At 72.0% G+C, this 12,324-nt stretch carries 10 protein-coding genes; 5 read left to right on the forward strand and 5 right to left on the reverse strand.

The features are described 5' to 3' along the window. Position 1 precedes the first annotated feature (1 nt). On the reverse strand, positions 2-769 hold the full coding sequence (locus ACZ5CW_RS21635; protein WP_468603695.1) for a hypothetical protein: 768 nt from the start codon (positions 767-769) through the stop codon (positions 2-4). 167 nt (positions 770-936) lie between these two features. Further along, the gene (locus ACZ5CW_RS21640; protein WP_468603697.1) at positions 937-2,610 is read right to left on the reverse strand and encodes a PucR family transcriptional regulator; all 1,674 of its coding nucleotides are present in this window, start codon (positions 2,608-2,610) and stop codon (positions 937-939) included. A 343-nt stretch (positions 2,611-2,953) separates the two neighbouring features. On the opposite strand from ACZ5CW_RS21640, the gene ACZ5CW_RS21645 reads away from it, so the two are divergent. From ACZ5CW_RS21645 to ACZ5CW_RS21665, 5 genes are all read left to right on the forward strand, one after another. Next, the gene (locus tag ACZ5CW_RS21645) at positions 2,954-3,847 is read left to right on the forward strand and encodes an FAD binding domain-containing protein (RefSeq protein WP_468603699.1); all 894 of its coding nucleotides are present in this window, start codon (positions 2,954-2,956) and stop codon (positions 3,845-3,847) included. Beyond that, the gene (locus ACZ5CW_RS21650) at positions 3,847-4,428 is read left to right on the forward strand and encodes a (2Fe-2S)-binding protein (RefSeq protein ID WP_468603701.1); all 582 of its coding nucleotides are present in this window, start codon (positions 3,847-3,849) and stop codon (positions 4,426-4,428) included. The genes ACZ5CW_RS21645 and ACZ5CW_RS21650 overlap by 1 nt, the downstream gene beginning before the upstream one ends. A 1-nt stretch (position 4,429) precedes the next feature. Beyond that, positions 4,430-6,814: a xanthine dehydrogenase family protein molybdopterin-binding subunit gene (locus ACZ5CW_RS21655; RefSeq protein ID WP_468603703.1), complete on the forward strand. Its 2,385-nt coding sequence runs from the start codon at positions 4,430-4,432 to the stop codon at positions 6,812-6,814. Positions 6,815-7,021: 207 nt separating this feature from the next. Continuing rightward, positions 7,022-8,479, forward strand: coding sequence for an NCS2 family permease (locus ACZ5CW_RS21660; RefSeq protein WP_468603705.1), 1,458 nt, complete (start codon positions 7,022-7,024; stop codon positions 8,477-8,479). 49 nt (positions 8,480-8,528) lie between these two features. Then, positions 8,529-9,680: an XdhC family protein gene (locus ACZ5CW_RS21665; RefSeq protein ID WP_468603707.1), complete on the forward strand. Its 1,152-nt coding sequence runs from the start codon at positions 8,529-8,531 to the stop codon at positions 9,678-9,680. 26 nt (positions 9,681-9,706) lie between these two features. Here ACZ5CW_RS21665 and ACZ5CW_RS21670 read toward each other — a convergent pair whose 3' ends face one another. The 3 genes from ACZ5CW_RS21670 to ACZ5CW_RS21680 form a co-directional block, all read right to left on the reverse strand. After that, positions 9,707-10,147 (reverse strand): SRPBCC family protein, encoded by a 441-nt coding sequence (locus ACZ5CW_RS21670; protein WP_468603709.1) that lies wholly within the window; start codon positions 10,145-10,147, stop codon positions 9,707-9,709. Between the two features lie 242 nt (positions 10,148-10,389). After that, on the reverse strand, positions 10,390-10,941 hold the full coding sequence (locus ACZ5CW_RS21675; protein ID WP_468603711.1) for a hypothetical protein: 552 nt from the start codon (positions 10,939-10,941) through the stop codon (positions 10,390-10,392). Positions 10,942-11,441: 500 nt separating this feature from the next. Beyond that, positions 11,442-12,209 carry a polysaccharide deacetylase family protein gene (locus ACZ5CW_RS21680; RefSeq protein WP_468603804.1) on the reverse strand — a complete coding sequence of 256 codons (768 nt, stop codon included), beginning with the start codon at positions 12,207-12,209 and terminating at the stop codon, positions 11,442-11,444. Between the last annotated feature and the right edge of the window lie 115 nt (positions 12,210-12,324).

Here is a 12,324-nt window from a genome sequence, read left to right on the forward strand (position 1 = left end):
CCTAGGCCGTGGCCGCCCCCGGCGCCGGTGGTGCCAACTGGCGGGCCAGCCACGTCGGCACGCCCCCCAGCAGCCGGAACAGGCGCCGGGCCTCCTCGCGGAGGCGACTCGCCTCCGGTTCGGACTCCGCGTCGGCCAGGGAGGCCAGCGCCGGGGCCGTACCCACCAGGTAGCCCAACTCCTCCCGGATCCGCAGGGATTCGGCGAACCCGTGCCGCGCCTCGGTCAACTCGCCGTCACGCAGGGCGAGTCCGGCCAGATGACGCCAGGTGAAGGACAGCAGCAGCGGGTCGGCGTGCGCGGCGGCCCCCGCGTGTGCCCGGCGGTAGGCGGCGCGAGCAGCCTGCGGCGAGCGGCTCAGGTTCTCGGCGAGCAGCCCCCGGCGGAAGTCCAGCAGGGCCCGCCCGGACGCCCCCGGAGGGATCAGCGCCGCCGCCCGGCCCAGCGCGGCCCGCGCCTCGTCCGCCCGGTCGCGCACCCCGTGCAGCGTTGCCGCGTAGGCGAGTTGGCCGCGTTCACAGGCCGCCGCGCCCCGCTCCTCGTCGCTGTGCGCGAGCGCCTCCGCCGTCCGCAGGGCGTCCTCGGCCTCCTCCCAGCCCCGCTCGGTGTACAGGCACCGCTCGGCCAGCAGGACGGCCCGCTGCAACGCCGTCGCCGGGGTGTCGCCCGGCAGCAGGGCCGCCGCGTCGGCCCAGCAGGCCCGCGAGCGCAACCGCCATACCGCGGTCTGGAGAGGATCGTCACCGGCGGTCGTTCCGTTACCAGACATGGCGGGATGCGCCACGTTGCCCTCCCCGAGCACGCCATCGAGCTGTTGAGTGGTGGCGGCATTCCAGCACCAATCGCGGGGCCGGGCCAAGAGGGTGGGTGAAAGATTTCACAAAGTGGCGGGGTGTGGGCGTGACCGGGTTTGGCCGCCTCACGCCCCCGCTGACCTCAGCTCATGCGCAGTGCCAGGAAGAAATCCAGCTTGTCCTCCAGGCGCGACAGGTCCCGTCCCGTCAACTGCTCGATCCGCCCCACCCGGTAGCGCAGCGTGTTGACGTGCAGGTGGAGACGGGTGGCGCAGCGGGTCCAGGAGCCGTCGCAGTCGAGGAACGCCTCCAGGGTCGGAATCAGTTCGGCCCGGTGACGGCGGTCGTAGTCCTTCAGGGGGTCGAGGAGGCGCGCCGTGAAGGCGCGGCGGACGTCGTCGGGCACGAACGGGAGCAGCAGGACGTGCGAGGCCAGTTCCTGGTGGCCGGCCGCGCAGACCCGGCCGGGGCGGGCCGCGGCGACCCGGCGGGCGTGCCGGGCCTCCTCCAGGGCGCCGCGCAGCCCCTCCGCGGAGTGCACGGCCGCGCTGACGCCGAGGGTGAGCCGCCCGTCGTCGTCCAGGCCCGCCGACAGCGGCTCCCGCACCGACTGCAGCAGGGAATCGGCCAGCAGACCGCTCTCCGAACCGTCGTGCTCGGCGGAGACGGCGGGCAACGGGACCAGGGCGATCGCCTCGTCGCCCGTGTGCGCGACCGCGATCCGGTCCGAGGGCTCCGGTCCGGTCGCCAGCGGGTCGACCAGCACTTCCTCCAGGAGCGACTGGGCGACCGGGCCGCCCTCGACCTCCTCGCCCTCCCACTCCACGCGCGCCACGACGACCTGCCAGTGCGGGGCCGCCCCCAGGCCGGGCAGCAGGACCGGCGCGGCGACCCTCAGACGGGCCGCGATCTCGGCGGGCGCGGCGCCCGTCTGGACCAGCTCCAGCACTTCCTGGGCGAGCCGGCGCCGCACCGTGCGGGCCGCGTCCCGGCGGTCCCGCTCGACCGAGATCAGCTGCGTGACCCCCTGGAGGAGATCCAGCCGCTCCTCCGGCCAGTCGCCGGCGTCCGCCTCGACGGCCAGCAGCCAGTCCGACAGGACCGTCTCGCGCACGTCCCGGGAAGCCTGCGAGGAGCGGCCGGAGGAGCGGACCGGGAAGAGCGAGTACGTCGCCCCGCCGAGCAGGACACGGTGCGGGCCGCGCCGGCCGGTGCGCGTCGCGGCCAGGTGCTCGGCGGCCAGCTTCGCGCAGATCTCGGCGGGCAGCACCGGGCCCGCGACCTTCGAGCCCGCGATCAGCCGGCCGGTCGGGGAGAGCACCCAGGCGCGCAGGTCCAGGTCGGAGCCGAGCAGGTCCAGGACCACGTCCGGGCCGCCGCCCGCCGGGCCCGAGGTCATCATCCGGCGGTGCCGGTCCACCACGGCCGCCAGGTCGCCGGCCCGCTCGCCGGAGACCTGCCGCACGACATGCTCGGTGATCGTCGCGAACGCCACCGACTCGTGCACCGCGAACAGCGGCAGCCGGTGCCGCGCGCAGGCCAGCACCAGGTCGTCCGGCACATCGCCCAGCTCGGCCTCACCGGCCGCGAGAGCCGCCACGCCGGCCTGCACGAGGATGCGGACGAACGGCTCGGAGTCGTCGGCGTCCCTGCGCCAGGCCAGCCCCGTGAGCACCAGCTCGCCGCCGGAGAGGTAGCGGCTCGGGTCGCGCAGGTCGGTGGTCATGACACCGCGTACCGAGCGGTCCAGCTCGTCCTCGCCGCCGAGCAGCCGCAGGCCCAGCGCGTCGGTGTCCAGCAGTGCGCGCAGCCGCATCTCGTCGCCGCCGTTCTTTGTCTCGAAACCTACGATGAATCTTGGAGGGTGACGGGGGAGTCACCCGGAACCGGTCGCACAGGGGCGTACTCCGGGGTCTCCGTGCTGTTTCCCGCGTTTCCCCAGGAAAACGGAGAGGTTACCGATGACCTCCGTTCATACGAATCTACAAGATGCTCGTCCTGGCCAGCGAACTCCTTCATGGTTTCGGTGACTGACACCGCTGGAGTACGGGGCGGTGTACTGAGTCCACTCCGCGTTAACAGCACATGAACGAGCCGGGCCCGCCGCACACGGATTGGCTCAATCTGCACGACTCACGAGACGAAGAAGAGAGCCGGTCATGGACTTCCTTCGCCCCGCCAGCTGGGAGGAGGCGCTCGCCGCGAAAGCCGAGCACCCCACCGCTGTGCCGATTGCGGGTGGCACCGACGTGATGGTCGAGATCAACTTCGACCACCGCCGGCCCGAGTATCTGCTCGACCTCAACCGCATCGGCGACCTCTGTGAATGGGAGGTCGGCGAGGAGAGCGTACGGCTGGGTGCCTCCGTCCCGTACACCAGGATCATGTCGGATCTCCGTGCCGAGCTGCCGGGCCTCGCGCTCGCCTCGCACACGGTCGCCTCCCCGCAGATCCGCAACCGCGGCGGCGTCGGCGGCAACCTCGGCACGGCCTCGCCCGCCGGTGACGCCCACCCCGCCCTCCTCGCCGCCGGCGCCGAGGTCGAGGTGGCGTCGGCGGCCCGGGGCACCCGCCTGATCCCGATCGACGCGTTCTACACCGGCGTCAAGCGCAACGCGCTCCAGCCCGACGAGCTGATCCGCGCCGTCCACGTCAAGAAGGCGGACGGCCCGCAGCAGTACTCGAAGGTCGGCACCCGCAACGCCATGGTCATCGCCGTGTGCGCCTTCGGTCTCGCCCTGCACCCCGAGACCCGGACGGTGCGCACCGGCATCGGCTCGGCCGCCCCCACCCCGGTCCGCGCCAAGGCCGCTGAGGAGTTCCTGAACGCGGCCCTCGAGGAGGGCGGCTTCTGGGACAACGGAAAGATCATCACCCCGTCGGTCGCCAAGCAGTTCGCGGAGCTGTGCTCGGGCGCCTGCAACCCGATCGACGACGTCCGGGGCACCGCGAGCTACCGCCGCCACGCGGTCGGCGTGATGGCCCGCCGGACGCTGACCTGGACCTGGGAGTCGTACCGCGGCACCCGCCGCACCACCGAGGGAGCTGCGTGATGCGCGTCAACTTCACCGTCAACGGACGCCCGCAGGAGGCCGACGACGTCTGGGAGGGCGAGTCCCTGCTGTACGTCCTGCGCGAGCGCCTCGGCCTGCCCGGCTCCAAGAACGCCTGCGAGCAGGGCGAGTGCGGCTCCTGCACGGTCCGCCTGGACGGCGTCCCGGTCTGTTCCTGCCTGGTCGCGGCCGGCCAGGTCGAGGGCCGTGAGGTGGTGACCGTCGAGGGCCTCGCGGACTTCGCCAAGCAGCGCGCCCAGGGCGGCTGCGCGACCGGCGCCTGCGGCACCTCGCTCGACGAGGCCAAGGGATGGCAGGCCAAGGGCACCGACTCGCAGACCGGCGAGGGTGACGAACTCTCGCCGATCCAGCAGGCGTTCATCGACGCCGGCGCCGTCCAGTGCGGCTTCTGCACCCCGGGTCTGCTCGTCGCGGCCGACGAGATGCTGGAGAACAACCCGAACCCGAGCGACGCGGACATCCGCGAGGCGCTGTCGGGCAACCTGTGCCGCTGCACGGGCTACGAGAAGATCATGGACGCGGTCCGCCTGGCGGCCGCCCGCCAGTCCGAGGGGGTCTGACATGCCGGCCAACGGCGCTCCTACGAAGATCACGCAGGGCTCGCAGACCAAGGGCGGCATCGGCGAGTCCACGCTCCGCCCGGACGGCACCCTGAAGGTCACCGGCGAGTTCGCGTACTCGTCCGACATGTGGCACGAGGACATGCTGTGGGGCCAGATCCTGCGCTCTCCCGTCGCCCACGCCGAGATCGTGTCGATCGACACCTCCGAGGCCCTGGCCACGCCGGGCGTGTACGCCGTCATGACGTACGACGACCTGCCCACCGAGGTGAAGAACTACGGCCTGGAGATCCAGGACACCCCGGTCCTCGCCCACGGCAAGGTGCGCCACCACGGCGAGCCGGTCGCGATCGTCGCCGCCGACCACCCGGAGACGGCCCGCCGCGCCGCCGCCAAGATCAAGGTGGAGTACAAGGAGCTGCCCGTCATCACCGACGAGGCCTCCGCGACCGCGCCGGACGCGATCCTCGTCCACGAGGGCCGCGACGACCACCACGCCGGGCACGTCCCGCACCCGAACATCGTGCACCGCCAGCCGATCATCCGCGGCGACGCCGACGAGGCCGCCAAGAGGGCGGATGTGATCGTCAGGGGCGAGTACACCTTCGGCATGCAGGACCAGGCCTTCCTCGGCCCCGAGTCCGGCCTCGCCGTGCCGGAGGAGGACGGCGGCGTCCACCTCTACATCGCCACCCAGTGGCTCCACTCCGACCTGCGCCAGATCGCCCCCGTCCTCGGCCTGCCCGAGGAGAAGGTGCGCATGACGCTGGCCGGCGTCGGCGGCGCGTTCGGCGGCCGCGAGGACCTGTCGATGCAGATCCACGCCTGCCTGCTGGCACTGCGCACCGGCAAGCCGGTGAAGATCGTCTACAACCGGTTCGAGTCCTTCTTCGGGCACGTGCACCGCCACCCGGCGAAGCTCTACTACGAGCACGGCGCCACCCAGGACGGCAAGCTCACGCACATGAAGTGCAGGATCGTGCTGGACGGCGGTGCCTACGCCTCCGCCTCCCCGGCGGTCGTCGGCAACGCCTCGTCCCTGTCGGTCGGCCCGTACGTCATCGACGACGTCGACATCGAGGCCATCGCCCTCTACACCAACAACCCGCCCTGCGGCGCCATGCGCGGCTTCGGCGCGGTCCAGGCGTGCTTCGCCTACGAGGCGCAGATGGACAAGCTGGCGAAGAAGCTGGACATGGACCCGGTGGCGTTCCGGCAGCTGAACGCGATGGAGCAGGGGACCATCATGCCGACCGGGCAGCCGGTCGACTCCCCGGCCCCGGTCGCCGAACTCCTGCGCCGCATCAAGGCGATGCCCATGCCGCCCGAGCGCCAGTGGGAGTCCAGCGAGGGCGCCGACGTGCGCCAGCTGCCCGGCGGGCTGTCCAACACCACGCACGGCGAGGGCGTCGTACGCGGGGTCGGCTACGCGGTCGGCATCAAGAACGTCGGCTTCTCCGAGGGCTTCGACGACTACTCCACCGCCAAGGTGCGCATGGAGGTCGTGGGCGGCGAGCCCGTCGCCACCGTGCACACCGCGATGGCGGAGGTCGGCCAGGGTGGTGTCACCGTCCACGCGCAGATCGCCCGCACCGAGCTGGGCGTCACCCAGGTGACGATCCACCCGGCGGACACGCAGGTCGGTTCCGCCGGCTCGACCTCGGCCTCCCGGCAGACCTACGTCACCGGCGGCGCCGTGAAGAACGCCTGCGAACTCGTCCGCGAGAAGGTCCTGGAGATCGGGCGCCGCAAGTTCGGCACCTACCACCCGGCCTGGGCGACCGCCGAACTCCTGCTGGAGGGCGGCAAGGTCGTCACCGACGGCGGCGAGGTCCTCGGCGACCTGATCGACGTCCTCGAGGGCGAGACCGTGGAGATCGAGGCGGAGTGGCGGCACCGGCCGACCGAGGCCTTCGACCTGCGCACCGGTCAGGGCAACGGACACGTCCAGTACTCCTTCGCCGCCCACCGCGCGGTCGTCGAGGTCGACACCGAACTCGGCTTGGTCAAGGTCATCGAACTGGCCTGCGCCCAGGACGTCGGCAAGGCGCTCAACCCGCTCTCCGTCGTCGGCCAGATCCAGGGCGGTACCACCCAGGGCCTGGGCGTGGCCGTGATGGAGGAGATCATCGTCGACCCCAAGACGGCCAAGGTCAGGAACCCCTCCTTCACGGACTACCTGATCCCCACGATTCTCGACACGCCGACCATCCCGGTCGACGTACTCGAACTCGCCGACGACCACGCCCCCTACGGGCTCCGTGGCATCGGCGAGGCCCCGACCCTGTCGTCCACCCCGGCCGTCCTCGCGGCGATCCGGAACGCGACCGGGCTGGAGCTCAACCGCACTCCGGTGCGGCCCGAGCACCTGACGGGAACCGCGTAACACCCCAGCTCTCCGGGCGGCGTGAGGGAACGTCACACACTCCGCCGCGCCGCCCGGAGGAACCCCCCTTTGAGTTCCGCACCGCTCGCGGTCCTTGAAGTACCAGGAAATTCGTTCGTCTCGGGCCGTCCCCCGGGTCGTCCATTCCCAAATCCCGTGTCCGGTCAGGAAGCACGGGTGCCCCTGTGAACCTTGGGAGATGGCACCATGACCCAGCAGTCAGTGGAGCCGAGGACCGCAGCCGAAGACGCCGGTGAAGGCACCCGCGTCCCGGCAGGGCGGTCCTGGCTCGACCGGTACTTCCACATATCCAGAAGAGGATCCACGGTCTCGCGAGAGGTCCGCGGCGGCATCACCACCTTCATGGCGATGGCGTACATCCTCCTGCTCAACCCCCTCATCCTGTCCGGCAAGGACGCGGCGGGGGACACGCTCGGCCAGAAGGCACTGATCACGGCGACCGCGTTCGCCGCGGCCTTCACCACGCTGCTGATGGGCTTCGTCGGCAAGGTGCCGCTCGCGCTCGCCGCCGGCCTCTCCGTCTCCGGTGTCCTGTCCTCGCAGGTCGCCCCCGAGATGACCTGGCCGCAGGCCATGGGCATGTGCGTGATGTACGGCGTCGTCATCATGCTGCTGGTCGTCACCGGCCTCCGCGAGATGATCATGAACGCGATCCCGCTCGCGCTCAAGCACGGCATCACCATGGGCATCGGCCTGTTCATCGCGCTCATCGGCTTCTACAAGTCCGGCTTCGTCCACCAGGGCAAGGCCACCCCGCTCTCCCTCGGCCCCGTCGGCGAACTCGCCGGCTGGCCGGTGCTGCTCTTCGCCGGCACCCTGCTGCTCATCTTCATGCTGCAGGCCCGGAACATCCCCGGCGCCATCCTCATCGGCATCGTCTCCGGCACCGTCGTCGCCGCCGTCCTCAACGGACTCGGTGTCATCGAACCCGAGCAGTGGGCCAACGGCGCCCCCGAGCTGCACGGCAGCGCCGTCTCGATGCCCGACTTCTCGCTCTTCGGGGACGTCGAGTTCGGCGGCTGGGGCGAGGTCGGCGCCATGACCGTCGGCATGATCGTCTTCACCCTGGTGCTGGCCGGCTTCTTCGACGCGATGGCCACCATCATCGGCGTGGGCACCGAGGCCGACCTGGCCGACGACAAGGGCCGCATGCCGGGCCTGTCCAAGGCGCTGTTCATCGACGGCGCCGGCGGCGCGATCGGCGGCGTGGCGGGCGGCTCCGGCCAGACGGTGTTCATCGAGTCGGCCACCGGCGTCGGCGAAGGCGCCCGCACCGGTCTCGCCTCCGTCGTCACCGGCCTGTTCTTCGCGGCCTGCCTGTTCTTCACCCCGGTCACCGCGATCGTCCCGCAGGAGGTCGCCTCCGCCGCCCTGGTCGTCATCGGCGCCATGATGCTGATGAACGCCCGGCACGTGGACTGGGCCGACCGCGCCACCGCGATCCCGGTCTTCCTGACCGTCGTCCTGATGCCGTTCACGTACACCATCACCACCGGTGTCGCCGCGGGCGTCATCTCCTACGTGGCCATCAAGGCCGCCCAGGGCAAGGCCCGCGAGATCGGCGCCTTCATGTGGGGTCTGACGGTCATCTTCTTGGTCTACTTCGCCCTTCATCCGATCGAGGGCTGGCTGGGCGTGCACTAGCCACCCCGTCGAACGCCCTTCGTACGCAACCCCGTTAGGAGACCGAGAGATGCTGGACATCGCCGAGGAGCTGAACCGGTGGGTCGAGCAGGGCCGTGACTTCGCCGTCGCCACCGTGGTGGCCGTCGGCGGCAGCGCCCCGCGCCAGCCCGGCGCCGCCCTCGCGGTGGACGCCGACGGCACGGCCGTCGGCTCGGTCTCCGGAGGGTGCGTGGAGGGCGCCGTGTACGAGCTGTGCCGGCAGGCGCTGGAGGACGGCGGAAGCGTCCTGGAGCGCTTCGGGTACAGCGACGAGGATGCCTTCGCCGTCGGCCTGACCTGCGGCGGAATCATCGACATCCTCGTCACACCGGTCCGGGCGGACGGTCCCGCCCGGCCGGTGGTCGCGGCCGCGCTGGCCGCCGCCGTGCGAGGGGAGGCGGCGGCGGTCGCGCGGATCGTGGACGGCCCGGCCGAGCTGCGGGGCCGGGCCCTCCTCGTCCGCCCCGACGGCTCCCGCGAGGGCGGCTTCGGCGCCCACCCCGAACTGGACCGCACGGTCGCCGCCGAGGCCGGCGCCTTCCTGGACGCGGGCCGCACCGGCACCCTGGAGATCGGCGAACAGGGCTCGCGCTGCGGCACCCCGCTCACGGTCCTCGTCGAATCCTCCGTGCCCGCCCCGCGGATGATCGTCTTCGGCGCGATCGACTTCGCGTCGGCCCTCGTCCGGGTCGGCTCGTTCCTCGGCTACCACGTCACGGTGTGCGACGCCCGCCCGGTGTTCGCCACGCGCGCCCGTTTCCCCGAGGCCGACGAGATCGTCGTCGAGTGGCCCCACACCTACCTGGAACGCACGGAGGTCGACGGCCGTACCGTCCTGTGCGTCCTCACCCACGACGCCAAGTTCGACGTACCGCTGCTGGAACGGGCCCTGCGGCTGCCCGTCGCCTACATCGGCGCGATGGGCTCCCGCCGCACCCACCTCGACCGCAACGAACGCCTGCGCGCGGTCGGCGTCACCGAACTGGAACTGGCCCGCCTGCGCTCCCCGATCGGCCTCGACCTCGGCGCCCGTACGCCCGAGGAGACGGCCCTGTCCATCGGCGCGGAGATCGTCGCGAACCGGCGGGGCGGCAGCGGGGTCTCCCTGACCGGAGCCCACACCCCGATCCACCACGACACGACGTCCCCTCCGGCGGGGCGGATCGGGTCGGTGGCCTGAGCCGCCGGAACCCGGCCCGCCCCGGCTCACGCCCGCCTGAGCAACCGGTTCGCCGCGCGGCCGAACATCGTGCGGGCCGTGCGTTCCAGGACGCCGTCGAAGGCGCGGGGCAGGAAGCGGACGCGCAGTTCCTCGCGCCACACCACCCGGCTGCGGCCGCCGGGACCCGGCCGGACCTCGATCTCCGCCCAGCCGAGGATCATCCGGCCGCGTTTCTCCAGGCGGCACAGGCCGGGCTCGTCGTCCACCGGTGGGCGCCAGACCGTCACCTCCATGACGTCGTCGAAGGTGAGCGGGCCGATGCCCGAACGGGCCACGAAGCGGCTGCCCTCCCGGGTCGGCGGGGGTGTGAGCACCCTGATCCGGGTCAGCGGGACCGCGTCGGCGTGGCGGGGCCACTCGGTGAGCCGGCGCCATGCCTCGTCGAGGGTGAGCGGGGCCGTACGTTCGAAGGAGAAGGTGGGCACGGCACGATCGTAGGCAATGAGCGCCGGTCACCTGCGCGTTCGGCCCGCCGTACCCCGTCCGCGCGTCCTCCGGCCGTCCGTCCGGCCGGGAGCCCACGGGGCGTCGGGTCCGGTGACAGCCGAGGGCGGAGCGGCGCGACGGCGAGGGCGCGAAGCAAGTCCACCACCACCGGATCCACCTCACGGGCGATCAGGGCGCTCTTCCGTGGGCTCGGAGGGCTCCACCGGGGGCATCCGGCGCGTCACGGCCGGAGCAGGTCAGGCCGGCATCTGAGGCGCGCCCTCCGGTGCCCGCAGCAGTCCCTCGGGCAGATATCCGGAGCTGATCTCCAGCTCCCAGCCGTGGACCTGGACCGCCGGCGCGGCGAGCGCGACGGTGCCGGCCGGCAGCAGGCTCCGGGGCGCCGGGTCGGCGGTTTCGCGGCCATGTCCGCGCGGTGCCGCCGGAGCCGTTCTGCCAGGGCCCGTTCGAAGGCCGGCCGGTCGTCCACGAGACGGACTCGCAGCAGCTGCTGATCCGGGGTCAGCCGGCCCACGGACCCCGACCTCCGGATCGCCGAGAGGCGTTCGTCGAGGTCCGGCTTGCGCAGCGGCACCTTGGGCCAGTGCTTGGGCAGATGCCCGGCCGCCTCGGTGAGATGTCCGCACAGCGCGTCCGTCTCGGCGAGGTCCGCCGCCTCGGAGCGTGACTCCAGCGTCGAGTACGGCACTCCGTCCCGGACCGCCGGTGCGTAGTCGTTGTGCAGCAGCAGCCCGATGACCCGCTCCCACTCCCAGACCGTGCCGGCGGCCACGCACAGCGCGAACGCGTCCCGCCAGGTCCGTGCGGTGGGCGCCCGGTCCAGGTCGTGGTGGAAACCGAAGTTCCTCGCTGCTCAGCGTCTGGCCGACGAGCGGCAGCGGGATCTCGAAGTCACCGCCCGGGAAGCAGCCGGGAGCCAGCGTCCCGAGGGCGCATTCGGCCGCCGTGCGCAGCGCCTCGCGCGTGCTGCCGGCGGCGAGCGCGGGGTCCTCGAGGGACCGCGCGGCGACGTGGTCGAGCAGCCCGCCGGCCAGCGCCTCGAGTTCCGTCAGGGACAGGCCGTCGTAGCGCAGGGCCCGCCAACGGCTGTGCGCGCGGCCGTGGATGTCCTCCAGCGCGCGAACGATCCGTTCCTCGCCGACCTCGTGACACGTCACGTCGGGCACCGTCGTCCTCCCCCGGTCCTCGGCAGCCGGCGCGCTCTTCCGCGGCCGCCGGGACGCAACGCTGTCCAACGCCTCGCGCGGGGGCCGTCACCCGGTCCGCCGACGGTCAGGGCCGGTACACCTTCCCCGGCTCGGCCTTGCCGGGCGCGAGCAGCTGAGGGACCGTCACGAACACGTAGCCGCGCGCCTTCAGGGCGTCGATGATGCCGGGCACGGCCGGCACGGTGCCGGGATAGATGTCGTGCAGCAGGATGATCCCGTCCCGGGAGGCCTGGTCGAGGACACGCTTGGTGATGAGCGCGGAGTCATCGGTCGTGTAGTCCTTGGCGGTCACGCTCCACAGCACCTCCGCCAGGCCCAGCTCCTTGGATATCTCGTGCACGTTGCTGTCCGTACGGCCCTGCGGCGGGCGCATCAGCGTGGGCTTGTGGCCGGTGAGCCGCTCTATCGCGTCGTTGGGCCGCTTCAGCTCCTCGCGTATCTGCGCGTCCGATATCCGGGTGAGGATCTTGTGGTCCCAGGTGTGGCTCGCCACCTCGTGGCCCTCGGCGGCCATCCGCTTGACCAGCTCCGGGTACTTCTCGATGTGCCGCTTGCCGAGCAGGAAGAAGGTGGCCGGGACCTTCTTCTCCTCGAGGATGTCCAGCAGCCGCGGCGAGTTCTCGCTGGGCCCGGCGTCGAAGGTGAGCGCGATGCACTTGGCCTCGCGGCAGTCGACGGTCCCGAGCTTCGCCGGCGCCCCGTGCGCCGCCTGGGCGCGTGCGGTGCTCGGCGAGGTCGTGTCCACCTCGGCGCAGCCGGACAGCGTCAGCGCCAGGCAGACCGCGGCCGAGGCGAGCGCGGCCGGACGCAACCTTCGGCGCGGTTCGCGCATCTTGTTGAACGCGTGCTTCAGCGTCGGGATCTTGTCGGTCGAAAGAGGCATGCCGGGACTATACACTCAGTGTATAGAGCACTTGTGCGAGCCCCGGACGGGGATCCCCGCAGCA

Source organism: Streptomyces sp. NPDC031379 (assembly GCF_055569615.1).

Excerpts from the sequence above, each read along its gene's own strand:
- ACZ5CW_RS21635 (WP_468603695.1), bottom strand. The coding sequence starts at position 769 with ATGTCTGGTAACGGAACGACCGCCGGTGACGATCCTCTCCAGACCGCG.
- ACZ5CW_RS21640 (WP_468603697.1), bottom strand. The coding sequence starts at position 2,610 with ATGCGGCTGCGCGCACTGCTGGACACCGACGCGCTGGGCCTGCGGCTG.
- ACZ5CW_RS21645 (WP_468603699.1), top strand. The coding sequence starts at position 2,954 with ATGGACTTCCTTCGCCCCGCCAGCTGGGAGGAGGCGCTCGCCGCGAAA.
- ACZ5CW_RS21650 (WP_468603701.1), top strand. The coding sequence starts at position 3,847 with ATGCGCGTCAACTTCACCGTCAACGGACGCCCGCAGGAGGCCGACGAC.
- ACZ5CW_RS21655 (WP_468603703.1), top strand. The coding sequence starts at position 4,430 with ATGCCGGCCAACGGCGCTCCTACGAAGATCACGCAGGGCTCGCAGACC.
- ACZ5CW_RS21660 (WP_468603705.1), top strand. The coding sequence starts at position 7,022 with ATGACCCAGCAGTCAGTGGAGCCGAGGACCGCAGCCGAAGACGCCGGT.
- ACZ5CW_RS21665 (WP_468603707.1), top strand. The coding sequence starts at position 8,529 with ATGCTGGACATCGCCGAGGAGCTGAACCGGTGGGTCGAGCAGGGCCGT.
- ACZ5CW_RS21680 (WP_468603804.1), bottom strand. The coding sequence starts at position 12,209 with ATGCGCGAACCGCGCCGAAGGTTGCGTCCGGCCGCGCTCGCCTCGGCC.